The 25,850-nt window shown below is 68.0% G+C and carries 26 protein-coding genes; 10 read left to right on the forward strand and 16 right to left on the reverse strand.

The window, feature by feature from the left end; translation table 11 throughout:
* Window positions 1–181: 181 nt before the first annotated feature.
* From ACSVDM_RS06240 to ACSVDM_RS06255, 4 genes are all read right to left on the reverse strand, one after another.
* The gene (locus ACSVDM_RS06240; RefSeq protein ID WP_067486687.1) at window positions 182–424 is read right to left on the reverse strand and encodes a hypothetical protein; all 243 of its coding nucleotides are present in this window, start codon (window positions 422–424) and stop codon (window positions 182–184) included.
* A 189-nt stretch (window positions 425–613) separates the two neighbouring features.
* Window positions 614–1,147, reverse strand: a complete 534-nt coding sequence (locus tag ACSVDM_RS06245; protein ID WP_439263508.1) for a DinB family protein — start codon at window positions 1,145–1,147, stop codon at window positions 614–616.
* 69 nt (window positions 1,148–1,216) lie between these two features.
* Window positions 1,217–2,437, reverse strand: coding sequence for a radical SAM family heme chaperone HemW (gene hemW / locus ACSVDM_RS06250; protein WP_439263509.1), 1,221 nt, complete (start codon window positions 2,435–2,437; stop codon window positions 1,217–1,219).
* A 192-nt stretch (window positions 2,438–2,629) separates the two neighbouring features.
* On the reverse strand, window positions 2,630–3,055 hold the full coding sequence (locus ACSVDM_RS06255) for an SgcJ/EcaC family oxidoreductase (RefSeq protein WP_067642320.1): 426 nt from the start codon (window positions 3,053–3,055) through the stop codon (window positions 2,630–2,632).
* Between the two features lie 431 nt (window positions 3,056–3,486).
* Here ACSVDM_RS06255 and ACSVDM_RS06260 point away from each other — a divergent pair, with 431 nt between their 5' ends.
* From ACSVDM_RS06260 to ACSVDM_RS06280, 5 genes are all read left to right on the forward strand, one after another.
* Entirely contained in the window at window positions 3,487–5,280 is a 1,794-nt protein-coding gene (locus ACSVDM_RS06260; protein WP_357150011.1) for a nitrite/sulfite reductase, read from the forward strand.
* A 20-nt stretch (window positions 5,281–5,300) separates the two neighbouring features.
* Window positions 5,301–6,020 carry a phosphoadenylyl-sulfate reductase gene (locus ACSVDM_RS06265; RefSeq protein ID WP_067642387.1) on the forward strand — a complete coding sequence of 240 codons (720 nt, stop codon included), beginning with the start codon at window positions 5,301–5,303 and terminating at the stop codon, window positions 6,018–6,020.
* Entirely contained in the window at window positions 6,017–6,976 is a 960-nt protein-coding gene (cysD, locus tag ACSVDM_RS06270) for a sulfate adenylyltransferase subunit CysD (protein ID WP_424991830.1), read from the forward strand. The genes ACSVDM_RS06265 and cysD overlap by 4 nt, the downstream gene beginning before the upstream one ends.
* An 84-nt stretch (window positions 6,977–7,060) precedes the next feature.
* A complete protein-coding gene (locus ACSVDM_RS06275; RefSeq protein ID WP_067642321.1) occupies window positions 7,061–8,356 on the forward strand; it encodes a sulfate adenylyltransferase subunit 1 in 1,296 nt (431 codons plus the stop codon).
* Entirely contained in the window at window positions 8,356–9,204 is an 849-nt protein-coding gene (locus ACSVDM_RS06280) for a sirohydrochlorin chelatase (RefSeq protein WP_439263513.1), read from the forward strand. The genes ACSVDM_RS06275 and ACSVDM_RS06280 overlap by 1 nt, the downstream gene beginning before the upstream one ends.
* Before the next feature lie 333 nt (window positions 9,205–9,537).
* Here ACSVDM_RS06280 and ACSVDM_RS06285 read toward each other — a convergent pair whose 3' ends face one another.
* The gene (locus ACSVDM_RS06285) at window positions 9,538–9,822 is read right to left on the reverse strand and encodes a hypothetical protein (RefSeq protein ID WP_439263515.1); all 285 of its coding nucleotides are present in this window, start codon (window positions 9,820–9,822) and stop codon (window positions 9,538–9,540) included.
* Window positions 9,823–9,897: 75 nt separating this feature from the next.
* Here ACSVDM_RS06285 and ACSVDM_RS06290 point away from each other — a divergent pair, with 75 nt between their 5' ends.
* Entirely contained in the window at window positions 9,898–10,554 is a 657-nt protein-coding gene (locus tag ACSVDM_RS06290; RefSeq protein WP_439263517.1) for a hypothetical protein, read from the forward strand.
* Between the two features lie 97 nt (window positions 10,555–10,651).
* Window positions 10,652–11,011, forward strand: coding sequence for a hypothetical protein (locus ACSVDM_RS06295; RefSeq protein ID WP_439263519.1), 360 nt, complete (start codon window positions 10,652–10,654; stop codon window positions 11,009–11,011).
* Here the strand turns inward: ACSVDM_RS06295 and ACSVDM_RS06300 are convergent.
* On the reverse strand, window positions 10,985–11,947 hold the full coding sequence (locus ACSVDM_RS06300) for a helix-turn-helix transcriptional regulator (protein WP_439263521.1): 963 nt from the start codon (window positions 11,945–11,947) through the stop codon (window positions 10,985–10,987). The two genes, ACSVDM_RS06295 and ACSVDM_RS06300, sit on opposite strands and share 27 nt — an antisense overlap.
* A gap of 92 nt (window positions 11,948–12,039) precedes the next feature.
* Here ACSVDM_RS06300 and ACSVDM_RS06305 point away from each other — a divergent pair, with 92 nt between their 5' ends.
* Complete coding sequence (locus ACSVDM_RS06305) at window positions 12,040–12,462, forward strand: VOC family protein (RefSeq protein ID WP_067642323.1); 423 nt, start codon at window positions 12,040–12,042, stop codon at window positions 12,460–12,462.
* A 2-nt stretch (window positions 12,463–12,464) separates the two neighbouring features.
* On the opposite strand, the gene ACSVDM_RS06310 is transcribed toward ACSVDM_RS06305, so the two are convergent.
* A complete protein-coding gene (locus ACSVDM_RS06310) occupies window positions 12,465–13,259 on the reverse strand; it encodes an HAD family hydrolase (RefSeq protein ID WP_439263523.1) in 795 nt (264 codons plus the stop codon).
* A 609-nt stretch (window positions 13,260–13,868) separates the two neighbouring features.
* On the reverse strand, window positions 13,869–15,995 hold the full coding sequence (locus ACSVDM_RS06315) for an Hsp70 family protein (RefSeq protein WP_439263525.1): 2,127 nt from the start codon (window positions 15,993–15,995) through the stop codon (window positions 13,869–13,871).
* Window positions 15,996–16,520: 525 nt separating this feature from the next.
* Here ACSVDM_RS06315 and ACSVDM_RS06320 point away from each other — a divergent pair.
* Complete coding sequence (locus ACSVDM_RS06320; RefSeq protein WP_439263527.1) at window positions 16,521–17,282, forward strand: SDR family NAD(P)-dependent oxidoreductase; 762 nt, start codon at window positions 16,521–16,523, stop codon at window positions 17,280–17,282.
* A 71-nt stretch (window positions 17,283–17,353) separates the two neighbouring features.
* Here the strand turns inward: ACSVDM_RS06320 and ACSVDM_RS06325 are convergent, their stop codons facing one another.
* The 7 genes from ACSVDM_RS06325 to ACSVDM_RS06355 all read right to left on the reverse strand — a co-directional run bounded on the left by ACSVDM_RS06325 (window position 17,354) and on the right by ACSVDM_RS06355 (window position 24,356).
* Complete coding sequence (locus ACSVDM_RS06325) at window positions 17,354–18,946, reverse strand: FAD-dependent oxidoreductase (RefSeq protein ID WP_439263529.1); 1,593 nt, start codon at window positions 18,944–18,946, stop codon at window positions 17,354–17,356.
* Between the two features lie 12 nt (window positions 18,947–18,958).
* Window positions 18,959–19,972, reverse strand: a complete 1,014-nt coding sequence (locus ACSVDM_RS06330) for an AurF N-oxygenase family protein (protein ID WP_370465790.1) — start codon at window positions 19,970–19,972, stop codon at window positions 18,959–18,961.
* Between the two features lie 305 nt (window positions 19,973–20,277).
* The gene (locus ACSVDM_RS06335) at window positions 20,278–21,273 is read right to left on the reverse strand and encodes a sulfate/molybdate ABC transporter ATP-binding protein (RefSeq protein WP_067642328.1); all 996 of its coding nucleotides are present in this window, start codon (window positions 21,271–21,273) and stop codon (window positions 20,278–20,280) included.
* Window positions 21,270–22,076: a sulfate ABC transporter permease subunit CysW gene (gene cysW, locus ACSVDM_RS06340; RefSeq protein WP_067642329.1), complete on the reverse strand. Its 807-nt coding sequence runs from the start codon at window positions 22,074–22,076 to the stop codon at window positions 21,270–21,272. Before cysW ends, ACSVDM_RS06335 begins: the two co-directional genes overlap by 4 nt.
* On the reverse strand, window positions 22,073–22,972 hold the full coding sequence (gene cysT / locus ACSVDM_RS06345) for a sulfate ABC transporter permease subunit CysT (RefSeq protein WP_439263532.1): 900 nt from the start codon (window positions 22,970–22,972) through the stop codon (window positions 22,073–22,075). The genes cysW and cysT overlap by 4 nt, the downstream gene beginning before the upstream one ends.
* A 35-nt stretch (window positions 22,973–23,007) precedes the next feature.
* Window positions 23,008–24,057 (reverse strand): sulfate ABC transporter substrate-binding protein, encoded by a 1,050-nt coding sequence (locus ACSVDM_RS06350; protein WP_439263534.1) that lies wholly within the window; start codon window positions 24,055–24,057, stop codon window positions 23,008–23,010.
* A gap of 209 nt (window positions 24,058–24,266) precedes the next feature.
* Window positions 24,267–24,356, reverse strand: a complete 90-nt coding sequence (locus ACSVDM_RS06355) for an Ms4533A family Cys-rich leader peptide (protein ID WP_019045829.1) — start codon at window positions 24,354–24,356, stop codon at window positions 24,267–24,269.
* Between the two features lie 73 nt (window positions 24,357–24,429).
* On the opposite strand from ACSVDM_RS06355, the gene ACSVDM_RS06360 reads away from it, so the two are divergent.
* A complete protein-coding gene (locus ACSVDM_RS06360) occupies window positions 24,430–25,479 on the forward strand; it encodes a M48 family metallopeptidase (RefSeq protein WP_439263536.1) in 1,050 nt (349 codons plus the stop codon).
* A 113-nt stretch (window positions 25,480–25,592) separates the two neighbouring features.
* Here ACSVDM_RS06360 and ACSVDM_RS06365 read toward each other — a convergent pair whose 3' ends face one another.
* Window positions 25,593–25,832, reverse strand: coding sequence for a hypothetical protein (locus ACSVDM_RS06365; RefSeq protein WP_067642389.1), 240 nt, complete (start codon window positions 25,830–25,832; stop codon window positions 25,593–25,595).
* Between the last annotated feature and the right edge of the window lie 18 nt (window positions 25,833–25,850).

Consider the following 25,850-nt stretch of genomic DNA (forward strand, 5'->3'; position numbering starts at 1 on the left):
GGAGTATTTGACTACCTCGGCCAATACCGAGGAGTTGCTCGGTCGACCGGCGCCGACCATTACCGATGGGGTGATCGGTGGGGTGCGGGGTGGCGGGCACGAGTCCACGGCGCGGGGGTGTTGATGTCCGCGGGTGGAGGGGTCGGGTCACGGTCGCCCGGGGTGGGCGACCGTGAGCCGATCAGATGCGGCGGGCGGCGCCGACGCGGGCGGGTGAGTGGGCGGCGCCCACTTCTTTGCCCGCGAGGGCATCCAGGCCGAGCATGGCCAGCAGTGACACGCAATCTTCGGCATCGTTGGAATGCGAAGCGACCGTCCGCGCGGCGACCGCGCACTGACGAGCGTTCTCCGCTTTCTCAGCAGAGCGCGCCTCAGCGAACTCGCTCTGCTCGTGGACGAGGGTGATGTGCCGTTCGGTGGACATATAGCTCCCTAGGTTTCGACCCGAAGCCTACGCCCCCAATCGTTATCTTCGGCCCCGAACCCACCGAAGAATCGGTTCGGATACCCCGGTGGCCGACCCTCGCCGGAGGGTGTGCATCAGGCCACATCATCCCGATGACCGGGGGATCATCGAAGCCGCGGTGAGCTCGACCACGCCGCGAAAAAGACGTCACGAAACGGCATCGCGTGCCGCGCGTTGCAACCGCAGCTGTCCGATCTCGGCCACGTTTTTCATCAGTTCGGCATCGACCCAGCCGACCAGATGCGCGACGGTCAGGCCGGCGTCGGCAGGCCATGGATAACCGGAGGGGAGGTCGAAGTCGGCGTCGTCGAGTTCGCTCAGCGTGTCTAGCCACTCCTGCCGTAGGCGGCGGAGCCACTCGATGGTGCTGTCGCCGGGTCCCGGCCAGGCGATATCCGTCCGATCACGTGGTGCTCGCTGCCGCAGATGATCGATGGCCACGCTCCACCACCACCCGATGTGCCAGGTGAGCCAGCCGATCGTCGGCACCGGAATCGGATCCGGTTCGATATCCGCCCAGTCCGCGACCCACCCGCCCGCGGGATCTTCGCGCATCGTCCAGCACAGCGCGCTCGGCTCCCACAGGAAGTCCTCCTCGTGCAGCCGCTCGAGGTGGTACTCGAACAACGACCAGACGAGATCGAACTGCCAGCGCAGCAACTCACTTCGTGACGTGGACACGGGCGGGATCGTGCCACGACACCCGCGAAGGAGCGAACGAATTCTCGGCGAAAGAAACGTTGGTGGCGCTCAGCCGAGGAGATCGCGGACGATGCCGTCGGCCAGCAGCCGTCCACGATCGGTGAGGACGAGGTGGTCGTCGACGACCTGGGCCAACCCGTCGGCGAGAACACGATCGAGGGCGGGCTTGGCGGAGGGGGCGAGGTCGGCGAGGGGAAGGCCGGTACGCAGGCGAACGGTGAGCATGAGGTGTTCGGTGTAGCGCTCGTCGTCGGTGAGGGCTTCCCAGCCCGCGGCGGGCAGACCGCCGAGGGCGACGCGGTCGGCGTAGCGGGCGGGGTGCTTCACGTTCCACCAGCGCACACCACCCACGTGGCTGTGCGCGCCGGGGCCCGCTCCGAGCCAGTCACCACCGGCCCAGTAGCCGAGGTTGTGCCTGCAGCGCGCGGAATCGTTCGCGGCCCAATTGGATACCTCGTACCAGCCGAGACCGGCCTCGGCCAGGCGGGCATCGATGCGCTCGTAGCGGGCGGCGAGCACATCGTCGTCGGGTGCGGGCAGTTCACCACGGCGGACCTTGCGCGCCAGCGCGGTTCCGTCTTCCACGATCAGGGAGTAGGCGGAGACATGATCCACACCGGCGGCCAGCACCGCGTCCAGGCTCGCGTCCAGATCGGCGTCGGTCTCGCCGGGTGTGCCGTAGATGAGGTCGAGGTTCACGTGCTCGAATCCGGCGGCTCGCGCTTCCTTCGCCGCGGCCACCGCCCGGCCCGGCGTATGGGTGCGGTCGAGCACCTTCAGGACGTGCGCCGCGGCCGACTGCATGCCGAGCGAGATCCGGGTGTATCCCGCCGCGCGGAGGCGATCGAAGAACTCCGGCGAAGTCGATTCCGGGTTGGATTCGGTCGTCACTTCGGCATCGGTGGCGAGGGTGAAGTTCGCGCGCACCGCGTCGAGCACCGAGGCGAGCCCGTCGCCGCCGAGCAGCGACGGTGTTCCCCCGCCGACGAAGATCGTCGAGACCTCGGGGGTCGCGCTCGGCAACGCACCGAACTCGGTCGCCGCGGTGGCGAGCTCGCCGCGCAATGCCTCGAGCCACGATTGCGGCGACGCCGACGTGCCGAGCTCCCCCGCCGTGTAGGTGTTGAAGTCGCAATATCCGCAGCGTGTGGCGCAGAAGGGCACATGCACGTACACGCCGAACGCGCCGCCCCCGAAATCGCGCAGCACCGGCCGCTCGGCGTCGGCCGGTGTCGCCCCGGGAGCCACGGGAGTTGCGCTGGTAGTCACCCCTACAGTCTGCCGGGCCTCGGCGAACTGCCGCGTCCGGCCCCGGCACCGGTCATCGCGCCCGCGCTTCGCCACGCGGGACCCGACCGGACTCGGCACCGCGCGGGCCGCTCGACCGACCGAGCGAGCGACCCGTGGCCCAGCTGTGCGCCTGTCGCCGGAAAGCCCGAACCCCGCCCGGACGCCGGGCGGTCAGTCCACCACGGGGGTGTTCTGGTTGGCCGTGAGCACCCAGACCCCGTCTTCCTTGGTCATCACGTACATGGGCGTGCCCTGCCCCGACAGCTCGCCGTCCAGCGTGAAGTAGCTCTGCCGGATCTTCACCGCGGCCACGTCGGGTCGCAGGAACAGCACGTGCTCGATCTCGTAGGTCGCCTTGCCGTGGGTGGTCGCGCCGGGCAGCACCTGGGCGGTGAACTCGGCGATGGCAGCACGGCCGAACAGCCGCTTGCCGTGCCCCGTGGTCCAGATCGCGTCCTCGCGGAAGACGGAGACGAACTCCTCGATCAGTTCGTTGTCCTGCGCGTGCGCGATGGTCCCGACGACGGCGCGAATCGCCGCGAGTTCGGTGTCGAGATCGGCGGGGATCCGGCCCGCCACGGTGACGTCGTTGCTCATGCGGACACTGTGCGCCCTCAACGGCGGTTGAGGTCAACCGTTGTGGCGCCCGACACAGCTATGTCATCGGGCGAATCGTCGGTAACTTCCCGCGCCGGAACTATGACCCCTGTCACAGAACGGTACGGTCGTCCAGGGGATTTCCCTCGAAAGTGCGGGAAATATCTCCTTGCGGTCGGAACGACCCCCCTGACATGGCACAATAGGCGCATGCACGCAACTGGAGTACGACTCGTGGCTCGTCGCCACGTCGACTTCCAGCGTGTCTGCAGCGCCTGTTGTCGGCCCGGTTTCCACCGGTAGCGCAGCGGCGTCCGCCCGGGAATCTCCCGGTGCCTTCGACTTTCATCGGCCCGCTGACCACCTGACGCGAGCCAGCCCCTCGCGCCTTCAGCACGGATGTTCACCCACCCCCGCAGGAGCGACCCCACATGACGTCGAGCACCGACGCCGGTTCGACCGAACAGTCGACGGCGCAGGCCCGTCCCGAGCGCCCGGTCACCGAGCGCCGTGTCCGGCCCGACCGCCCGCGCCCCGAAGGCGCGGTCGCGCCGCGCGAGCGCACCGGCAAGCCGGTCCGCCGCCGCTCCGAAGGCCAGTGGGCCCTCGGTTACCGCGAACCGCTCAACCCGAACGAGCAGTCCAAGAAGGACGACAACCCGCTCAATGTGCGGGCCAGGATCGAGAACATCTATGCCAAGGGCGGCTTCGACTCGATCGACAAAGCCGACCTGCGTGGCCGTTTCCGCTGGTGGGGTCTCTACACCCAGCGTGAAGAGGGCTACGACGGCACCTGGACCGACGACGACAACATCGACCTGCTCGAAGCCAAGTACTTCATGATGCGGGTGCGCTGCGACGGTGGCGCGCTCAATGCCGCCCAGCTGCGCACCATCGGCCAGATCTCCACCGAGTTCGGTCGCGACACCGCCGACCTGTCGGACCGCGAGAACGTCCAGTACCACTGGATCGAGGTCGAGAACGTCCCGGAGATCTGGCGTCGGCTGGAGTCGGTCGGCCTGCACACCACCGAGGCGTGCGGCGACTGCCCGCGCGTGATCCTCGGTTCGCCGCTGGCCGGTGAGTCGCTCGACGAGATCATCGACCCCACGCCCGCGATCGACGAGATCGTCAAGCGCTACATCGGGAAGAAGGAGTACTCCAACCTTCCCCGCAAGTTCAAGACCGCGATCTCGGGTCAGCAGGACGTGGTGCACGAGATCAACGATGTCGCGTTCGTCGGCGTGAACCATCCCGAGCACGGGCCGGGCCTGGATCTGTGGGTCGGTGGCGGCCTGTCGACCAACCCGATGCTGGCCAAGCGGGTCGGCGCGTGGGTGCCGCTCGACGAGGTTCCCGACGTCTGGGAAGCCGTGGTTTCGCTGTTCCGCGACTACGGTTACCGTCGCCTGCGCACCAAGGCGCGCCTGAAGTTCCTCATCAAGGACTGGGGCATCGAGAAGTTCCGCCAGGTCCTCGAGGACGAGTACCTGAAGCGCAAGCTGATCGACGGGCCCGCCCCGGAGCAGCCCGCCAAGCCGATCGACCACGTGGGCGTGCAGAAGCTGCGCAACGGCCTCAATGCCGTCGGCTTCTCCCCCATCGCCGGTCGCGTCTCGGGCACCATCCTGAGCAAGGTCGCCGACGCTGCCGAGAAGTACGGCTCGGACCGCATCCGGTTCACCCCGTACCAGAAGCTGATCGTCCTCGACATCGCCGACGACCAGGTCGACGCCCTGATCGACGAGCTGGAACCGCTCGGCCTGCAGGCACGTCCGTCGGTCTGGCGGCGAAACCTGCTCGCGTGCAGTGGCATCGAGTTCTGCAAGCTGTCGTTCGTCGAGACCCGCAAGCGTTCGCAGGTGCTCGCCCCCGAGCTCGAGCAGCGCCTGGCCGACATCAACGCGCAGCTCGACGTGCCGATCACCATCAACATCAACGGCTGCCCGAACTCCTGCGGCCGGTCCCAGATCGCCGATATCGGCTTCAAGGGCCAGCTCGTCGACGACGGCAACGGGAATCAGGTCGAGGGCTTCCAGGTTCACCTGGGTGGCAGCCTCGGCCTGGACAGCGGGTTCGGCCGCAAGCTGCGCCAGCACAAGGTGACCAGTGTCGAGCTCGGCGACTACATCGAGCGAGTCGTGCGCAACTTCGTCAAGAACCGCGAAGACGGTGAACGCTTCGCGGTGTGGGCGGTTCGCGCCGACGAGGCCGACCTCCGTTAGTGGATGAGGAGATCTCAACTGTGACAACGAATCTCGCCGCCAAGCTGTCCGAAGACGAACTGCGCGCGCTCGCCGAGCAGGGCGCGGCCGAACTGGGCCCCGACGCCTCGGCCGCCGACCTGATCGCCTGGACCGACCGCACTTTCGGCAACAACTACATCGTCGCCTCCAACATGCAGGACGGCGTGCTGGTGCACCTGGCCGCGCAGACCCGCCCCGGCGTCGACGTGCTGTTCCTCGACACCGGCTACCACTTCGCCGAGACCATCGGCACCCGTGACGCGGTCGAGGCCGTGTACGGGGTGAACGTGATCAACGTGCGCCCCGAGCACAGCGTCGCCGAACAGGACGAGCTGCTCGGCAAGGACCTGTTCGCCCGCGACGCCGCCGAATGCTGCCGGTTGCGCAAGGTCGTGCCGCTGAAGAAGTCCCTCGCGGGCTACAACGCGTGGGTCACCGGCATTCGCCGCGTGGAGGCGCCCACCCGCGCCAACGCACCGCTGATCTCCTTCGACGAAGCCTTCGGCCTGGTGAAGATCAACCCGATCGCGCCGTGGTCCGACGACGAGATGCAGGCCTACATCGAGGCCAACGGCATCCTCGTCAATCCCCTGGTGGAGGAGGGTTACCCGTCCATCGGCTGCGCACCGTGCACGCGCAAGCCCGAGCCGGGATCCGATCCGCGCAGCGGCCGCTGGGCCGGCCTGGCCAAGACCGAATGCGGATTGCACCAATCATGACCGTCACCACCTCTGGGAGTGAGCCTGTGAGTACCCACACCACCGAACGCGACCTCGGCCTGACCGAGTTCGACACCCTCGCGGCGCTGGAATCCGAGGCGATCCACATTTTCCGTGAGGTCGCGGGCGAGTTCGAGCGGCCGGTGATCCTGTTCTCCGGCGGCAAGGACTCCACGGTGCTGCTGCACCTGGCGCTCAAGGCCTTCTGGCCCGCGCCGCTGCCGTTCGCGCTGCTGCACGTCGACACCGGGCACAACCTCGACGAGGTGCTCGAGTTCCGCGACAAGGTGGTGGAGAAGTACGGCCTGCGCCTGCACGTGGCCTCGGTCGAGGAGTACCTGGCCGACGGTCGCCTCACCGAGCGCCCCGACGGCATCCGCAACCCGCTGCAGACCGTTCCGCTGCTCGACGCCATCACCGAACACCGCTTCGACGCGGTGTTCGGCGGTGGCCGTCGCGACGAGGAGCGTTCGCGCGCCAAGGAGCGGATCTTCTCGCTGCGCAATGCCTTCGGCCAGTGGGATCCGAAGCGTCAGCGGCCCGAGCTGTGGAACCTCTACAACGGCAAGCACGCGCCGGGTGAGCACGTGCGGGTGTTCCCGCTGAGCAACTGGACCGAGCTCGACATCTGGCGCTACATCGCCCGCGAGGACATCGACCTGGCCTCGATCTACTACGCCCACGAGCGCCCGGTGTACCAGCGCGACGGCATGTGGATGACCCCCGGCGTGTGGGGCGGCCCGAACGAGAACGAGGTCCTCGAGACCCGTTCCGTGCGCTACCGCACCGTCGGTGACGGTTCGACCACCGGCGCCATCATCTCCGACGCCGCCGACAACGAGGCCATCCTGGCCGAGGTCGCCGCGTCCCGGCTCACCGAACGTGGCGCCACCCGTGGCGACGACCGCGTTTCCGAAGCCGCCATGGAAGACCGCAAGCGAGAGGGTTATTTCTGATATGTCCGACCTATTGAGGCTGGCCACCGCCGGTTCTGTCAACGACCATGGGCAGAGCCACCTTGGTCGGACGGGGGCAGAACAGTGAGCGACCTACTTCGCCTGGCCACCGCCGGTTCTGTCGACGACGGCAAGTCCACTTTGGTCGGACGGCTGCTCTACGACACGAAGTCCGTGCTGGCCGATCAGATCGACGCCGTCACCCGCGCCTCCGTCGACAAAGGTCTGTCGACCCCCGACCTGTCGCTGCTGGTCGACGGTCTGCGTGCCGAGCGTGAGCAGGGCATCACCATCGACGTGGCCTACCGCTACTTCGCCACGCCCAAGCGCTCGTTCGTGCTCGCCGACACCCCCGGCCACGTGCAGTACACCCGCAACACCGTGTCGGGCGCGTCCACCGCGCAGCTGGTGATCCTGTTGACCGACGCGCGCAAGGGCGTCATCGAGCAGACCCGTCGCCATGCCGCGGTGCTGGCACTGCTCGGGGTGCCGAAGCTGGTGCTCGCGGTGAACAAGATCGACCTGGTGGACAATCCGGCCGAGGTGTTCGCCGAGATCTCCGCGGAGTTCAACTCGCTGACCTCGAAGCTGGGCTGGGCCGACGAGGACGTCCTCGAGATCCCGGTGTCGGCGCTGCACGGCGACAATATCGCCAGCCGCTCCGAGAACACCCCGTACTACGACGGTCCCTCGCTGATCGAGCACCTGGAATCGGTTCCGGTGGACGCGGATTCGACGGGCACGCACGCGCTGGGGCTGCGGTTCCCGGTGCAGTACGTGATCCGTCCGCGCACCGCCGAGTACCCCGATTACCGCGGGTACGCCGGTCAGATCGCGGCCGGTTCGGTGTCGCCCGGCGACGAGATCGTGGTGCTGCCCTCGGGCATCCGCACCACCGTCGAGCGGATCGACACCCCCGACGGTGAGCTGGCGGTCGCCCAGGTGGGGCGCAGTGTGACGCTGATCCTGGCCGACGAGGTCGACATCTCGCGTGGCGACATCATCGCCTCGGTCGCCGACGCCCCGGAGGCGATCGACACCTTCGACGCGACCGTCTGCTGGCTCGGCGACAAGCCGCTGCGTCCCGGCGCGCGACTGCTGCTCAAGCACGGCGCCAAGACCACGCAGGCGATCGTCGGCGCGCTGGTGGAACGGTTCGACGAGCAGACGCTCACCGCCCAGCCGAGCCCGGAGACGTTGGAGCTCAACGACATCGGACGGGTGTCGCTGCGGCTGGCCGAGCCGATCCCGGCCGACGACTACCGCACCAACCGGCACACCGGATCGTTCCTGCTGATCGATCCCGCCGGTGGCAACACCCTCGCGGCCGGCCTGGTCGGCGACGTGCTGACCTCGGTCGAGGTCGGTACCACCGTCTGATGACACGCTCGCTCGTCCCGCCGCGCGGTGCCGTTCCGGTGCCGCGCGGCGGAGGCGGGCCCGCACTGATCGCGGTGGCCCACGGCAGCCGTGATCCGCGTTCGGCGACGACGATGGCGGCGGTGGTCGCCTCGGTCGCCGCATCCCGACCGGATCTGACGGTCCGGTTGGCTTTTCTCGACCTCAGCGCGCCCTCGCTCGACCAGGTCGTCGACGAGCTCGCCGCGCTCGGGCATCGCGAGGTGATCGTTGTTCCGTTGTTGCTCGGCAACGCTTTTCACGCGCGAGTCGATCTGCCCGCCCTCCTGGCGGAGTCCGCGAACAGGCATCCGCTGGTGCGCATGACCCAGACCGAGGTGCTCGGGGCGGATTCGCGATTGATCGCGGCGCTTGCCGACCGGATCGCCGGGGTGTCGGTGGGTTTCCCTGCACCAGAGCCTGTTTCGATGCACCTCCGGACGACACCGGCAGTTCTTCCGCACGAAAGCGGCCGTGCCACCGTGGGGGTCGCGGTTGCCGCCGTCGGATCTCGCGACGAATCGGCGAATCGCCGGACTGCCGCCGTTGCTCGACGGCTTGCGGTGACGACCGGTCTTCGCACCGAAATGTGCTTTGCCACAGTCGAACCCAGCATCAATGTCGCGGTCGACCGGTTACATGCGCGCGGAGTCGAACAGGTCATCGTCGCGCCGTGGTTCCTCGCACCGGGGCTGCTCACCGACCGCCTGCTCCACCACGCGCCGCGCCTCGTACACGCCGATGTCATCGGCCCGCACCCCGCGCTCACCGAGGTGATCTGGTCCCGCTACGACGCGGCGATCGCGACAGATCTCGAACTCTCCGCCTGACGAATCCCGCCGGCACACCGCCGAGGATCTGGTCGCGCCGCTCTCCGCGCCGATCTTCGGCGCACAGCATCCGCAGCCGCCTCCGGGCGCCTTTCCTGCGCATAGCTCGCGCCCTTGACGCCTCGCCCGCATCTCCCGAATTGCTTCCGAAGCCAGCTGCGCTAGTGCGCCAGATCACACTCTGATCCCTTTACTGCATACCCCCAGGGGGTATAAATTCGTGTCAACGCACTAGGGGATCAGAGAGGCAAGACAATGACCATCAACTCCCACACCGCCCACAACACGAATACTCTCGACACCACTCCCGAACGCGCTGCGGCACAACACACCTCATACCTTGGTGCGCACGGCGAACACGCCGCCCACAGCGCCCACGGCCATGCCGAACACCACGCTCAGGCGCAGCAGGAATCGCACGCAGGACACGGGCACAGCGCACGCACGGCGCAGGCAACCCATGCGGATCACATCGACCACGCAGCACACGGCGGCCGCGACAGCCAGGCCGCGCACGGGGACCACGCCGCGCACGGTGCGCATTCCGGCCATGGTGGTCATGGCACCGGCGACGCAGTCGCAGCACCGCAGGGGAACCATGCCGGTCACGGTGACCACGGCGCGCACGCTGCCGGACTCCCCGGCGGGCTGCAGATCACCCAGGACGGGTACACCCTCGATCTGGAAACCACCGTGGCTCAGCCGGGCGCCATCGACTTCCGGTTCCGGATTCTCGGGCCCGACGGGTCGGCGGTGACCGAGTTCGACCCCATCCACGATCGCGAACTGCACCTGATCGTGGCGCGGCGTGAGCTGACCGGGTTCTGGCATGTGCATCCGCGTCGGGAGGCCGATGGCACCTGGACGATCCAGCTGGAACTGCCGGAGGCGGGCGCCTACCGGGTGTTCACCGATATCGCGCCGCGCGCTCTCGGCCGCACCATCACTCTCGGAGCGGACCTGGCCATCGCCGGTCACTATGCGCCGCAGCAGGTTCCGGCGGTCAATCGCAGCACGGAGGTCGACGGGTACACCGTGACCGTCGACGGCGAATTGCGCGCCGAGGGCGATCTGCTCACCCTCACGGTGCACGAGGATGGTGTCCCGGTCACCGATCTACAGCCCTACCTGGCGGCTTTCGGTCACCTGGTGATCCTGCGGGCGGGCGACCTCGCCTACGTCCACGTACATCCCAACGGCGAACCCGGCGACGGCATCACGCCTTCCGGGCCCGAAGTCTCCTTCCACACCGCCGTTCCCGGGCCGGGCACCTACCGCCTGTTCCTCGATTTCAAGCACGACGACACGGTGCGGACCGCAGCTTTCACCCTCACCACTCAGCACCACTGAGAGCTGCTTCAACGCCCGGCGCGCGACATGCCGCGTCGGGCGCACCATCGGACGACAGCCTTGACATCAACCACGCTCGAGGTTTCACGATGACCTCATGAGCATCCTGTTTCACAACACCATGCGGATCACCGAGGGGCACACCGAGGAGTTCGGCGAGGCGGTGCGGCGCGCCGTGGCCTTCGTCCGAGAGCACGGACCGCAGCTGATGGTGCAGGTCTTTCTCGATGCCGAAGCCGGGCTGGCGCACAGCTTCCAGCTCTATCCGGACTCGGAAGCGGTTCTCGCGCACTGGCAGATGTCGGACCCCTACATCCAGGACGTGATGGCGCACTGCACCATCGAGTCGTTCGAGACCTTCGGGGAGATGTCGGACGCGGTGCTCGAGGGATTGCGGTCGGGGCCGGTCGGTGCGGTGACCGTGCGACCGCTATTGACCGGGTTCACCAGGTTGTGAACTGTTGGCGCGCACCAGTTCCGCGCCGATAGCCACCAATTCGGCTTTCACCTCGGCGGGGCCGAGCACCTCCATGTCGCCCGCCCAGCCCGCGAGCTGGCGGGCGACCATCTGGGGGGTGTCGGCGGTGATCTCGGCCAGCACCCGGCCGTCGCCGGTGCTGCCGACCAGAGTGCAGTTGCGGCCCTGCTGATCGGCGAGGATGGGAGCCAGGCGCTCGGACACCGCGACCCGGGCGGCGACGGCCGAGCGGCGTTGCTCCATCCGGTCGACCACCCGGGACCACTCGGCGTGCAGGTCGAAGTCGGCCGGTCGCTCGGCGAGCTCGTCGAGAACGGTCACCGCGCCGATCCGGTCGAGACGGAAGGTGCGCTGACCTCGCTCGGTCCCCGCGAGCAGGTACCAGATCGTTTCCTTCTCGACCAGGCCCCACGGGTCGACGGTGCGCATCGTGGCCTGCCCCGCCCGCGCGTATTCGATGCGGACACGTCGTCGATCGACGACGGCACGCTGCAATGTGTCGAGGACGGCAGGTGGTTGCGGGTCGGGCCTTCCCCAGCGCGCCGGGTCGACCACCACCGCGTCGGCGGCTGCCGCGGCGTCGGCACGGAAGGTCTGCGGCAAGGCCCTGACCAGTTTGCGCAAGGCGGACTTCACCTCGGGAGCCGCCGCGGCCGCCGGGCCCGCGAGCAGGAACAGCGCCCTGGTCTCCCCCGCCGTGAGTCCGGACAGATCGGTGCGCGCGCCACCGATCAGCGACCACCCACCTCCCCGTCCGGCTTGCGGATACACCGGAATGCCCGCCGCCGAGAGCGCCTCGAGGTCGCGGCGAGCCGTCGCCACCGACACCTCGAGTTCGGCGGCCACCTCGGCCGCCGTCACCCGGCCGCGCGCCTGCATGAACAACAGGGTCGCTACCAATCGGTCCGCTCGCATACCCACGATTCTGCCGGAGAAAGTGCTCATTCGGTGAGCACTTTGCCTGGCAGAGTTCAGGGAAACACCAGCACACCGACCCAGGAGCAGACATGTTGCGCGGAATGGCCACTACCACCTACTACGCCGACGACCTCACCGCCGCCAAGGACTGGTACACCGAATTCCTCGGCCTCGCACCGTATTACGAGGTTCCGGGCGGCTACTACGAGTTCCGGCTCGGCCCGGGGCAGGACGAACTCGGCATCATCAACCGTGCCTACGCGCCGGCCGGTGCCCGCAATGCACCCGGTGGCGGCGGAATCGTGTACTGGCACGTCGACGATCTCGCCGCCACCCTCACCCGGCTGCTCGAACTCGGCGCCACCGAATACGAACCGATCACCGAACACGGCGACGGAGCGGGTTTCGTGACGGCGTCGGTCCTCGATCCCTTCGGCAACGTCCTCGGCATCATGTACAACCCGCATTTCGTGGCGATGACGGCCGCGCGGGAGGCAGCGCTGAGCTCCTGAGCTCAGAACCAGCGCTCGAGGACGGTGGCGACACCGTCCTCGGTGACGTGACCGGTGACCTCGTCGGCCATGGCTAGCACGTCGTCGGGTGAGCCCGTCATGGCGACCGAATGTGCCGCCCAGCGCAGCATTTCGCGATCGTTGAAGCCGTCGCCGATGGCGAGAGTCGCCGAGGAGTCCACGCCGAGTGCGCACCGGAGGCGTTCCAGCGCCCAGCCCTTCGACACGCCACGACGTGAGACGGTGAGCCACGGCCCGAATTCACCGTGGACCCAGGAGGTCTCGGGCACCACGAGGCTTTCGAGCTGGCGCACCATCTCCGCGACGTCGCCACCGGGCCACCATCCGTTGAGTCGGGGTGTGGGTTCGCTGCTGAGCACGTGGTGGTCGACGAGCTGGAAATCGCCGATCGAGTACTCCCCCGGGCTGTGGCCCGTTGCCCAGATGCCGACGCCGACCCGCTCGGCGGCGAAGATCATCTCGGGAAACAGCGCGCGCAACGCGCCGACGGCGGGTGCCGGGTCGAACAGTTCCACCGCGACGGGTTCACCACGTGCCACGTCGATCTGCACCGCACCGTTGGAACACAGCGCGTGCCCCTCGATGAGCCCGAGTTCGCGCAACACCGGCCGGGTGGTGAGCACGGTCCGCCCGGTCGTCACCACCACATGCGACCCCGCGGCCACCGCCGCCCGCACTGCCGCGACCACCCGCCCGCTGATGGGGCAACCGGACTCCAGCAAAGTCCCGTCGATATCGAGCGCGATCAGTTTCGGCGCTCCCCCGAGTGCAGCCATCCACCCATTCTGCCCCGCCGCCACCCTGATCACCCTGAAATTCACTGCCCTTGACGCACCCGTGCTCCAGCCAGCGCAACCGAATCCTGTCTACCCCTGGGCCTCTCAGCGGCCGGGGTGCGCGACCAACGTTGGATCCGGTAGCACCTAGCGGAACCCGGACGCAGATCCGTGCCGCGTCGGATCACCTGGATGCTCGCCCAGCAGATTTCCGATAGGGCTGCAGGTGTCGATGTGCGGCGACAGGTGTGAATGGCCTCCGAGCGCACCACTCTGCAGCCCAAGGACTTTCAACCGGTGGCCACCCAGGCCGAGGACACTCCGCCGCCGGTCGATGCCTGCCGCCACCACGACGAAATGCCTGCCGCCGCTCGGCGTCTGCCGCCACCCGACAAAATGCGCTCCGCCGCTCGGCACCTGCCGCCGCCCAACGAAAAGCTCCGCCACCGCTCGGCGTCTGCCGCCACCCGACAAAATGCGCTCCGCCGCTCGGCATCTGCCGCCGGCCGACGAAATGCTCGCCCCCAACCGACGAAATGCCTATCGCCGCTTAGCATCTGCGGCCGCTCGACGTGTTGTCTGCCGCCACCCGACGTACTGTCTTCGACCTCAGCGGCGCGAACCGCCGCCGCCACCACCGCCGTCACCGCCGGACGAGCCACCGGAGTCGCTGCCGCCGGAGGTGCCACCCGAAGTCGAGCCGCCCGACGTGCCACCCGAAGTCGAACCGCCCGACGTGCCACCCGAAGTCGAACCGCCCGACGTGCCACCCGAAGCCGAGCCGCCCGACGTGCCACCCGAGGTCGAGCCATCGGATGTGGAGCCACCGGACGTTCCGCCAGAGGTGGACCCGCCGGAGCTGCTGTCGCCGGACGTGCCGCCGGAGCCGGCGCCGCCGGAGTCACCACCCGAGGCGCCGCCCGTGGAACCGCCTGCGTCCGAACCGCCGGAGGTCCCACCCGATGTTCCGCCGGCAGTCCCACCCGACGCGCCACCGGATGTCCCGCCGGAGACGCCGCCCGATGTGCCGCCGGTCGACGCACCCGAATCGGTGCCGCCGGCGCCACCCGGATAACCGCCGGACGTGCCGCCGGATGGGATGCCGCCGGTACCACCGGGGTTGTACGGGTTGTCGGAAGGCCCCGCGCCGGTGCCGATTCCGTCGGACACGCCGATATCGATGCCACCCGTGGCGGGAGGCGAGATGTCGGGAGCACCGGCGCCAGGAGCCGGGAGGGAGGTGTCACCGGGAATGGTCGGTGCCCCGGCGGAGGGAATTCCGGAGTTGGGCGATCCCGCCGAGGGGACACCGGCGATCGGGCCGGGGTCGGTGATGGGGCCGGGGCCGGGGTTGGTGATGGGGCCGGGGTTGGTGGGCGACTCGGCGGAAGGCTTGTCGAACGGCAGCGGGTTGACGAAGTGGGCGGGGTCGCCGTAGGACGTGCGAGCCAGGACCGGGGAACGGCAGTCGCCGCCGCCGGCCCGGAACCGTTCGCCACCCTCGGAATCCACCTGCGATGCCCCACGTTCGGGTGCCTCCGACGCCGCGCCGACGATCATCTCGTACGCGGTGCGCGCGGCCGCGCTGACGACGCGCACCTTGCCGGTGACCGGGTCGATCGTGTTGACCAGTCCCGTGGTCTGGGCGGCGAGCAGGTCGGCGCTCATGTCGTAGAGCAGGGCGTCGGCGGGGGCGCCGAGGGCGGGGAACCGTTCGAGGACGGGTGTCAGGCCGGGATCGAACGGGCTGCCGAACACCGTCATCGCCGACATCGCGAGCGCGGAAACCACCGCGGCGCTGGAGAAGACGGCCACGTGCGGCGCCGAGTTGCCGCTCTGCTGTGCCGGTGCGAAGGTGCGGGCGGCCAGGGCGGCCGCGCCCGCCGCGACGACCTGACCGGGATCGGCCACGGTCACCAGCGGGACGCCGAGCTCAGCGAGGGTGCGCGCCACCTCCGGCGGCCGCGTGGCCCCGCCGACGAGCAGGATGCGTGAGATGTCGGCCAGCCGTAGGCCTGCGGCGGCAACGGTTTTGCTGACCAGCGGGAAGGTGTCGCGGATGTGTTCGGCGCGCAGGCTGTCGGTGTTCACCATCGAGGTGAGTGTCGCCGTGGCGCGGCCGTTGCGTGACTCGACGGCGTACCGGGCGACCATCTCGCCCAGCGGCTTTCCGCCGAAGTCGGTGGACCGCACGGGTGTGCCGACCATCGGGTGGTGCGGCCAGTCGGGACCGACGCGCAGCACGGTCAGGTCGAGGCTGTTGGCGCCCAGGTCGTAGACGAGTACGAAACCCGGTGCGAGCGGACCGTGTTCGACTTCGAGCCATTCGGCGGCGGCCACCGGTTCGGGCGCGAGCAGCACCTGACCGGCACCCGCCAGGTGTAATGCCTGACCGAGCAGGGCGACCTGCTTCTCGGTGTAGGTGGCCGGGTAGGTGAGCACCACCCCGGCGGCCGGCTCGGCCAGTTCGATGAGCCCCGTGGCAACCGCGGCGATCAGGTTGGTGGCGGAGTAGAAACGCCCCGCGATCACCATCGGCTCCGGTTCGCGGCTCAGGTCCGCGAAATCCGTGATCGCCGAGGCGAATTCGTTGATCGCGCCGATGCGGGGGCGGCCCGCTTCGTCGAATGTGAGGGCGGTACGGCGTGTGCGTACCGTCGGCTTGGCCGGATCCTCGGCGACAACCGCCGAAATCGCATTGACCGTGCCGATGCTCAAACCCAGACCTCTGGTCATTGTTTTGCTATCCCGTCAACGCACCGTGACCACGTCCAGCACGCGAGCGCACTCATGTGGCCGCGGTCGTCTTCCAAACAGCTCGCCTAGATTAACGGCAACATGGCCGAATTGCTGTGAGATTGATACCCGACACTCCACCTCGGATGCAAGAGGGCGCATATTCGCAGGTAGGGACCCATAAGGTCGACCGTCCAGTCCCCTGAACGTCCGCGCGAGCGCTTACAGACTCCGAGAAGCAGCTACCCAGGAGTAATCGCCCGAAGTTGATCGAAAATACATTCTTTCGGTTTGTTATCACGGCTACGACAGTAATTACCGACCGGTAATCAATTGATTTAGTGCGGGTTCGCATACACGTGCCGGAAAAACCAAAAGCTCGATTTGTATAACCCCCGGAAAGCGTGACATGTCAACGCAACGGCTGAAATCCGCCAGCGCGCACGGCTCACCGACGGTTGACTCGAAGACCGGGAGACCGATCCACACGGACTCCGAAACATCAAGGGAGAGAAGGTACTACGCATGTCCACTCGTTTCGCCGACCAGGTCGTCCTCGTCACCGGCGCCAGCTCCGGCGTCGGCAAGGCGGTGGCGCTGCGGGTCGCGGCCGAGGGTGCGGCCGTCGTACTCGGCGCCCGCGGCAAGGACCAGGGCGAGCAGGTCGCCGAGCAGATCCGGGCCGAGGGCGGGCGGGCGCTGTTCGTGCCGACCGACGTCACCGTCGACGCCGATGTCGAGCGGCTCACCCAGGCCGCGCTCACCGAGTACGGCAGGCTCGACGCCGCGTTCAACAACGCGGGCGCGGTGAACGCCTTCGGGCCCGTCGCCGAGATCGGCGACGACGCCTGGCGCGCCGACCTGGAACTGAACCTCACCGGCGTGTTCTACGGCTTGCGGCACCAAGTGCCCGCGATCATCGCCTCCGGTGGCGGCGCCATCCTGAACAACGCCTCCAACCTCGGCGTGGTCGGGATGGCCTCGGTGGCGCCCTATGTGGCGGCCAAGCACGGCGTGGTCGGGCTGACGAAGTCGGTGGCACTGGAAACCGCGGCTGCCGGTGTGCGGGTGAACGCGCTGGTCTCCGGCGCGGTCGACACCCCGGCGTTCCGCGCGTCGATGGGCGCCACTCCCGAGGGAGAGGCGGCGATCGCGGCATTGCACCCGATCGGGCGTATCGCACAGCCCACCGAGATCGCGGCGCTGTGCGCGTTCCTGCTCAGTGCCGAGGCATCGTTCGTCACGGGCGCCGCGGTGACCGTCGACGGCGGCTTCACCGCACAGTGAGCACCGCTCGGTGAGAACGACGAAGGCCCGCTACACCGCGCAGTCGGTGTAACGGGCCTTCGGCTGGTCGATCAGCCGCGAGCGAGCAGGCGCTTGATGCCGCCACTCGCCGCGCGCGGTGCGGCGGCCCCACCGGCCACCGCCTGCGGACGACGCGAACGCACCAGCTTGTCGAACTCGCCCGCAGCACGCGCCGGGTCGCGCAGCGCGCCCCGGTTGAAGTCGTCCGCGAGCTGCTGCACGGTTTCCTGTGCACAGGACTTGTTGGTGCCGATGAACCCGGTGGGACCACGCTTGATCCAGCCGGTCACATACGTTCCCGGCACGACATCGCCACCGGGAGCGTCGAGCACCCGGCCCGCCTCGTTCGGGATCACGCCGCGCGCGTCGTCGAACGGCAGGTCCTTGGTCGGCACGCCCCGGTAGCCCACCGAGGTGAGCACGACGCCCGCTTCCAGGAGTTCGGTGTCGCCGGTCGGCACCGCGCTGGTGCGACCTTCGGCATCGGTGACCAGCTCGTTGCGCTCGACCCGCACGCCGGTCACCGTCTCGGCGCCGAGGATCTCCACGGGCGAGGACAGGTACCGGAACACGATGCGCTTGCGGTCACCGAACGGGCGCTGCGCCACGCTGTGCAGCAGACGCAGCTTCTGCTCCACCTTGTAGGGCAGATCCGGGGTCACCGGGGGCAGCTCGCCCTCGATCGCGATGTCGATATCGGCGGCCAGCAGGCCGACGAACTCGGGCACCGTGAACGCCGACTCGGCCGGACCGCGGCGGCCGAGCACGACCACCTCTTCGATCTTGCTCTCGCGCAACGCCTTCAGGGCGTAGGGCGCGATGTCGGTATCGGCGAGGGTGGCCGGGTCGACGGTCAGGATGCGGGCCACGTCGAGTGCGACGTTGCCGTTGCCGACGATCACGACGCGCTTCTGGTTCAGATCGAACCGATCCTCGGCGTGGTCGGGATGACCGTTGTACCAGGCGACGAAGTCGGTGGCCGACACGTTGCCGGGCAGCCCCTCACCGGGGATGTTCAGCTTGCGATCCGCCGACGCGCCGACCGCGTAGATCACCGCGTGGAAGTGCTCGAGCAGTTCGGCGTGGCTGATGTGCGTGCCGATCTCGACATCGAGGTAGGTGCCGAAGTCGTCCTGCTTCGACATCACGTCGAACAGGTCGGCGACCTTGCGGGTGCGCTTGTGGTCGGGCGCGACACCGAGGCGGGCCAGGCCGTAGGCCTGCGGCAACCGGTCGAACATGGTCACCGCCACCCGGGGCTGGGTGAGCAGCTCGTCGGCGGCGTACATCGCCGACGGACCCGACCCGACGATCGCCACCCGCAGCGGCGAGCGCTCGGTGTCGATGGCGGGCGGCATCACCGGTGCGGCCAGCGTGGGACGCGAGCGCTGCACCCGGTAGAAGTCGGCGTTGATCTCGATGAAGGGCTTCTGCTCTTCGGTGAGTTTCTTCGAGGAGGTGATCGCGTCGACCGGGCACGCGGTGGCACAGGCGCCGCAGTCCACACACGCGGCCGGGTCGACGTAGAGCATCTCCGCCGTACGGAAGTCCGGCTCATCCGGAGTTGGATGAATGCAGTTCACCGGGCATGCGTAGACGCACGAGGCGTCGCTACAGCACGACTGGGTTACAACGTAGGGCATCTATTTATCGTCTCAGGCAGCGTGCTTCGCGGAGCGCTTGGGCTCGGACCGGTAGCGGCTCGACGGACCATCGATGCCGAGCAGCTTCCAGACCTTCTTGGCGACCGGGTTCATCAGACCGATCTCCTCGGCCAGGGCGCGCACGTCGATGAAGTAGTCCGCGAAGACCTGCTTGGCCTCCTTGGAGCCGTAGAACAGTTCCTTGCGGACCGCCTTGGGCATCTCGAACTGCTTGAAGAAGGTCTTCGGCGGGGTCGCGATGGCGCGGCCGAGCACGAACATGACGATCGGCATGGCGATCGACAGCACGAACTTGTTGACCGCGGGCTGCGCGGGCACGTTCTTCTTCAGGAACTCGTGGGCGAAGGAGATGTGGCGAGCTTCCTCGGCCACGTGGATCGCCATCACGCCGCGCATGATCGGGTGGATGTCGTCACCCGAGCGCAGGATGTCCTTCTGGATGTGGTCGATCGGCTCTTCGCCGGCGAGCACGGCCATGAAGAAGAAGTTCGGGAACAGCGCACCGGCCGGCGCGGCCAGGTGGCGCAGCTGACGCACGAGCGGGTTCATGCCCGGCACGTCGGCGACGCGGTTCACCATCTCCTGGAACATCAGGGTGTGGTTGTGCTCTTCGATCATCTCGTGCGAGCAGTACCGGAATTCCGGATCGTTGTTCTTCAGGTTGAAGATGTGCTGCATCATGCCGATGATCAGGATGGCCTCGAACTGCAGGCCGACCTTGGCGACATTGGCCTGGCGAACCTTGCCGATGGCGATCTTCTCGTCCAGCGGCAGGGCCTGGTACCAGGGGTGGCGACCGATCGGGTCGGCGGAGGTGACAAGCACCCAGCGCTCCGGCTTGTAGTCCGGATCGAATTCGGGGTTGTCCCAGTCGATGTCCTCGAACGGGTCGAAGTGGCGATTCACCGAAGCCTCGGACAGCATCAGCAACTTCTCGGCGTACGCCTGAGCCTCCGCGACTACAGGATCGACGTCAGGGTTGGTGGGCGCAGACATCGTCGTCACTGCCTCTCCTCAAGGGACGTTTACTGTTTCCAATAGTTACACCTACGAGTGGTCACGTCAACTCCGCGAACCCCTGGAATCCGGCCGGCGCGCGCGTCGACGCGGCGGCCGGACAAGCTACTCACCAGTAAAAACGCTCCTACCTGTGACACCGTGTCATGCACAGTCCGTGAGCCCACGCGGTGAGATCGGGAAAATTCTTCGCGGAGGGCGTGTCGCGGGACCGGCGGTACCGACTACCTGCGGTGATCCGCACAAGAACAAAGGCCCCGCGACGACTGCCGCGGGGCCTTTGCCGGGTGATCTCAGGATTGCGGCAGGTCCGGAATCCGGGTGGCGCGGGCATAGACGGTCTCGCCCTCGTTGAGCCGCAGGGCGGCGGCGTCACCGCGCGTCACCTGCGCGGCGAACTGATCGCCGGTCGCGGCGTTGCGCAGCTCGAGACGGACCTCGAAACCCAGCCGGACGATGCGTTCCACGGTGGCCCGGGTGACCCCGGCCGACTCGGCGGTGCCCTCGTGCTCGGCCAGCGCCATGCTCGGATCGCGGCCGATGCGGATGTCGTGCGGGCGGACCAGGTGACCGTTGAGCCGGGCGACCGCGCCGAGGAACGACATCACGAACTCGTTGGCCGGCCGGTCGTAGACCTCCTCGGGCGAACCGACCTGCTCGATGCGGCCCTTGTTCATCACCGCGATCCGGTCGGCCACGTCCAGGGCTTCCTCCTGGTCGTGGGTGACCAGCACGGTGGTCACGTGCACCTCGTCGTGCAGCCTGCGCAGCCACTGACGCAGATCGGTGCGCACCTTGGCGTCGAGCGCGCCGAACGGCTCGTCGAGCAACAGCACCTGCGGGTCGACGGCGAGCGCGCGGGCCAGTGCCATGCGCTGACGCTGACCACCCGAGAGCTGCGCCGGGTACCGGTGCTGGAAACCGTCGAGGCCGACGATGCCGAGCAGCTCGTCGACGCGCTTGTCGATCTCCTTCTTGGGCCGCTTGCGGATGGTGAGCCCGAAGGCGACGTTGTCGCGCACGGTCATGTGCTTGAACGCGGCGTAGTGCTGGAACACGAAGCCGATGTCGCGCTTCTGCGGCGGCACGTGGGTGACGTCGTTGCCCGCGATGACCACGACGCCGGAATCCAGATTCTCCAGGCCGGCGATCGAGCGCAGCAGGGTGGACTTGCCCGAACCGGACGGGCCGAGCAGGGCGGTCAGCTCGCCGGAGGGGATGTCGATGCTGACGTCGTCGAGAGCGGCGAAGGAACCGTAGTTCTTGCGCGCGTTGGTCACGGTGATCATTCGGTGCCCCGCTTGCGTTCGAGAAGAGTCATCAGGAGGAGTACGACCAGGGCCATTCCCATGAGCAGGGTGGCCGCGCTGTAGGCGCCGAAGGTGTTGTGGTCGTTGATGTAGCGGCCGTGCACCAGCAGGGTGAGCGTCTGGGATTCGCCGGGCAGCGCGGTGGAGACCATGATGACCGCACCGAATTCGCCGAGCGCGCGGGCGACGGTGAGCACGACACCGTAGGTCAGGCCCCAGCGGATGGCGGGCAGCGTGATGCGCCAGAACGTCTGCCAGCGCGACGCGCCGAGCGTGGCGGCCGCCTGTTCTTGATCGTCGCCGATCTCGTGCAGCACCGGCTCCACCTCGCGCACCACGAACGGCAGCGTCACGAAGATGGTGGCGATGACCATGCCCGGCAGGCTGAAGATGACCTTGAAACCGAGCGTCTCCAGCCCACCGAACCAGCCACCGGCACCCCAGAGCAGGATCAGCGACACACCGACGACCACCGGCGACACCGCGAACGGCAGGTCGACGATGCCCTGCACCAGGCTGCGCCCGGGGAACTTGCTGCGCACCAGCGCCAGCGCGGTGACCACACCGAACACCACGTTCAGCGGAACGACGATGGCGACGATGATCATCGACAGCTGGAACGCCGACTGCGCGGCGGGCGTGGTGATCGACTCGAGGAACGCCCCGATCCCCCGCTCGAACGTGCGCCACAGAATGATGACCAGCGGCAGCACCAGCAGCACGGCCAGGTAGCCGAGCGCGACGGTACGCAACGACAGCCGGGTGAACGCGGACAGTCTCATCGGGCCGCCTCTTCCTTGCGCGCGGACCGTTCGGCCAGCAGCCGCAGCACGAGCAGGCTGACGAACGAGATCGCCAGCAGCGCCACCGACACAGCCGCCGCGTTGATCGGCCGGTCGACCTCGATCTGCTGCTGGATGTACTGCGAGGTCATCTGGGTCTCGCGCGGGATGTTGCCACCGATCAGCACCACCGACCCGTACTCGCCGATCGCCCTGGCGAAGGCGAGGCCGCCACCGGAGATGATCGCGGGCGCGAGGGTGGGCAGCACGATCCGGCGGAAGGTGATCCAGTTGCTCGCGCCGAGCGAGAGCGCCGCCTGCTCGACCTCCTTGTCGACCTCGATGAGCACCGGCTGCACCGAACGCACCACGAACGGCAGCGTCACGAAGGCGAGCGCGACAACGAGGCCCGGCTGGGAGGCGTTGAGATGGATGTCGATCGGGCTGTTCGGGCCGTAGAGCGAGAGCAGCACGATCGAGGCGACGATCGTGGGCAGCGCGAACGGCAGATCGATCAGCGCGTTGACGATCCCCTTGCCGGGGAATTCGTCGCGCACCAGCACCCAGGCGATGAGGGTGCCCATCAGCACGTTGATGACGGCGACGATCACCGAGACGCCGATGGTCACCTTCAGCGAGTCGAGCGCGGCGGGCGCGGTGACCGCGTCCCAGAATCCGGCCCAGCCGTCCTCGAACGAGCTGACCGTGAGCGCCGCGAGCGGCAGCAGCACGATGACGCTGAGCCACAGCACGGCGACACCGATGCCGACCGGGCCGACCGAGCCGGTCACGCGCAGCCACGACAAGCGGCGGCCTGCCGGGCGTTTTTCGAGTTTCGCGGCACCGCCGGGATCGGGGGTGGCCCCGGTCCCGGCGTGCCCACTGCTGTCAGTCACAGTTGTCCAGTATCGCGTGTGCGCTGGGTCACGGCCTACTTGGTGGCCTGGTCGTAGATGACCGCGACCTTGCCGGTGCCCTGGGCGAACAGCTCCTTGTCGACCGTCTTCCAGCCGCCGAGGTCGTCAATGGTCCAGAGCTTGGTCGGCTGCGGGAAGTCGTCGGCGAACTCGGCCGCGACCTTCGGGTCGACCGGACGGAAGCCGGCCTCGGCCCAGGCCTTCTGACCGGCCGGGGTGAACAGGAAGTCGCGGAAGGCCAGCGCCTTGGCCTGGTTCTTGGCGTTCTTGAGCACCGCGACCGGGTTCTCGATCTTGAAGGTGACCGGCGGGTTGACGTGCTCGATCGGGTCGCCGTTGCGCTCGGAGAAGATGGCCTCGTTCTCGTAGCTCAGCAGTACGTCACCGGTGCCCTGCAGGAAGGTCTCGGTGGCTTCGCGGCCCGACTTGGGCTGCACCTTCACGTGTTCGGGCGAGATCAGCTGCGTCAGGTAGTCCAGGCCGGCCTGCGGGTTCTTGCCACCGTCGCTCTTGGCCGCGTAGGGGGCGAGCAGGTTCCACTTCGCCGAACCGGAGCTGAACGGGTTGGGGGTGACCACCTCGACGCCCGGCTTCACCAGGTCGTCCCAGTCCTTGATGCCCTTGGGGTTGCCCTTGCGCACCACCAGGGTCACCACCGAACCGAACGGGATGCCCTTGCTCGCGTCGGCGTTCCAGTTCGACTCGACCAGGCCCGCGTCGACCAGGCGGGTGATGTCGGGTTCGACGGAGAAGTTCACGATGTCGGCCTCGGCGCCGTCCTTGACCTTGCGCGACTGGTCGCCCGAGGCGCCGTAGGAGGCCTGGACCTGGACGCCCTTGCCCGCCTCGGTCTTGTTGAACTCGGGAACGACCTTGTCGAAGCCCGGCTTGGGCACGGCGTAGGCGTAGAGGTTGATGGTGCCCGCGCTGCCGTCGGCGGCCGAATCGCCGCCGGTGGAGTCGCTGGCGCCACCGCCGCAGGCCGACAGGGTGAGGGCAGCCACAGCGGTGAGGGCGACAGCGGCGACGCGACGGCGCGAGCCGAATCGGGTGATGCGAGACATCGGGGTGAACCTTTCGGAAAAAGCCGGCCGGACAACGGTTTTCGTTGGCGCGGGTTGATGCTTGTCGATCGGTAGACCTACCGGGCGAACAGTGCCGGGCAGTTGGCGCGACTCGGGCTCCAGGCCCCCGGAGTAACGGACGACACCTGCGAAAGGAAAGCGCGCGCCAGTCTACTGGGAGGAAACGCGCAGGAGTGTCCGGTGGCCGATCAACGACAGAGGATATCGGCGACAGCGAGGTTGCCGACAGCGATCAACGCCAGTTCATGGCGGATCTGCGGAGCGACACTCGATGACACAGGCGAACTGTAGCAGATTTGTGCATGATGGTTCGAATCGACGAGAGTTCAACAACGAGGGGGGATTTCAGCCATGACCATGGCTCCTGACCGGGTCCGGACCAGTTTTCCGGAGATCAGCACGCGCACCTGGGAGCACCCGGCCGACCGCACCGCACTGGTGACCCTGCGGTCGCTGAGCGGGTTCGACACCGTGCTGCGCGCGCTGTCGAGCCTGCTGCGGGAACGTCAGCACCGGTTGCTCTACCTGGCCACCGCGGTACGGGTCGACGATCGCCAGTTCCGCACCCTGCACCAGTTGCGCGCCGACTGTGTCGGCGTGCTCGACGCGCAGGTCACGCCGGAGATGTTCGTGCTGCAGGATCCGTCGGTGAACGCCTTCACCATCGGGATGGACAAGCCGTTCATCGTGCTCACCACCGGCCTGCTCGAGCTGATGGACACCGAGGAGCTGCGGTTCGTCGTCGGGCACGAACTCGGGCACGCACTGTCCGGGCACGCCGTGTACCGCACGATGCTGATGCATCTGATGCGGTTGTCGGCCTCGGTGGGCTGGATGCCGGTGGGTGGCTGGGCGCTGCGCGCGATCGTCGCGGCGCTGATGGAGTGGAGCCGCAAGTCCGAACTGTCCGGTGACCGCGCGGGGCTGCTGTGCTGCCAGGACGTGGACGCCTCGGTGCGCGTGCACATGAAGACGGCGGGCGGCGCCTGGCTGAAGGAGATGAACCACGGCGCCTTCCTCGACCAGGCCGACGACTACCTGCGGTCGGGCGACCTGCGCGACGGCGTGCTCAAACTGCTCAACCTGGAGTTGCAGTCGCATCCGTTCTCGGTGCTGCGCGCCGCCGAACTGCGCCGCTGGATCCAGTCCGGCGAATACGACCGGGTCCTTTCTGGTACCTATCCGCGACGCGAGCAGGATCGCAACGCGCGCATCAGCGACGAGGTGAAGGAGGCGGCCCGCCACTACCGCGAGTCGTTCGACCAGTCCGAGGACATGCTGGTGCGCACCGTGCGCGATCTGGGGCGCGATGTGGGATCGGCGGTGAACACCGTCGGCCAGGAAGTCGGCCGTACCGTCGCCGACCTGGGCAAACGTTTCGACGACTGGCGTAAGAACTGATCCGGCCGACCGGTGTGCGCTAGCCGCGCACGCCGGTCACCTGGTGAAGAACCAGGCGATGACGACCAGGACGAGCAGGGCGACGAGAGCGAGCTGAACGCGCGAACGTGGCATCAGCGGGCACCGCTGCCGACGGTGGGGCGTGCCGGAGCGGGCGCCGGGACGGGTGCGAGCTCGGGGCGGTCGTCGCGGCCGAGCGCCCGGAAGATCGCGCGCAGGGCGCGGTCGAGGCCGTAGGCGATGGCGAAGCTGATCGGGACCATGCCGACCAGGACGACGAGGAATTGGGGAATGAACGGCAGCCCGGCCACCCACAGTTCGAAGCCGTCCCACCATCCTGCGATCCGTTGCACGACGACCACCCTAGTCGG

It is taken from the genome of Nocardia sp. JW2 (assembly GCF_051843015.1).
GTDB lineage: Bacteria > Actinomycetota > Actinomycetes > Mycobacteriales > Mycobacteriaceae > Nocardia > Nocardia coubleae.

Excerpts from the sequence above, each read along its gene's own strand:
- ACSVDM_RS06240 (WP_067486687.1), bottom strand. The coding sequence starts at position 424 with ATGTCCACCGAACGGCACATCACCCTCGTCCACGAGCAGAGCGAGTTC.
- ACSVDM_RS06255 (WP_067642320.1), bottom strand. The coding sequence starts at position 3,055 with ATGAGCAACGACGTCACCGTGGCGGGCCGGATCCCCGCCGATCTCGAC.
- cysW (WP_067642329.1), bottom strand. The coding sequence starts at position 22,076 with ATGAGACTGTCCGCGTTCACCCGGCTGTCGTTGCGTACCGTCGCGCTC.
- ACSVDM_RS06360 (WP_439263536.1), top strand. The coding sequence starts at position 24,430 with ATGACCATGGCTCCTGACCGGGTCCGGACCAGTTTTCCGGAGATCAGC.
- ACSVDM_RS06295 (WP_439263519.1), top strand. The coding sequence starts at position 10,652 with ATGAGCATCCTGTTTCACAACACCATGCGGATCACCGAGGGGCACACC.
- cysD (WP_424991830.1), top strand. The coding sequence starts at position 6,017 with ATGACCGTCACCACCTCTGGGAGTGAGCCTGTGAGTACCCACACCACC.
- ACSVDM_RS06350 (WP_439263534.1), bottom strand. The coding sequence starts at position 24,057 with ATGTCTCGCATCACCCGATTCGGCTCGCGCCGTCGCGTCGCCGCTGTC.
- ACSVDM_RS06320 (WP_439263527.1), top strand. The coding sequence starts at position 16,521 with ATGTCCACTCGTTTCGCCGACCAGGTCGTCCTCGTCACCGGCGCCAGC.
- ACSVDM_RS06325 (WP_439263529.1), bottom strand. The coding sequence starts at position 18,946 with ATGCCCTACGTTGTAACCCAGTCGTGCTGTAGCGACGCCTCGTGCGTC.
- ACSVDM_RS06300 (WP_439263521.1), bottom strand. The coding sequence starts at position 11,947 with ATGCGAGCGGACCGATTGGTAGCGACCCTGTTGTTCATGCAGGCGCGC.
- ACSVDM_RS06260 (WP_357150011.1), top strand. The coding sequence starts at position 3,487 with ATGACGTCGAGCACCGACGCCGGTTCGACCGAACAGTCGACGGCGCAG.
- ACSVDM_RS06310 (WP_439263523.1), bottom strand. The coding sequence starts at position 13,259 with ATGGCTGCACTCGGGGGAGCGCCGAAACTGATCGCGCTCGATATCGAC.
- ACSVDM_RS06335 (WP_067642328.1), bottom strand. The coding sequence starts at position 21,273 with ATGATCACCGTGACCAACGCGCGCAAGAACTACGGTTCCTTCGCCGCT.
- ACSVDM_RS06280 (WP_439263513.1), top strand. The coding sequence starts at position 8,356 with ATGACACGCTCGCTCGTCCCGCCGCGCGGTGCCGTTCCGGTGCCGCGC.
- ACSVDM_RS06305 (WP_067642323.1), top strand. The coding sequence starts at position 12,040 with ATGTTGCGCGGAATGGCCACTACCACCTACTACGCCGACGACCTCACC.
- ACSVDM_RS06315 (WP_439263525.1), bottom strand. The coding sequence starts at position 15,995 with ATGACCAGAGGTCTGGGTTTGAGCATCGGCACGGTCAATGCGATTTCG.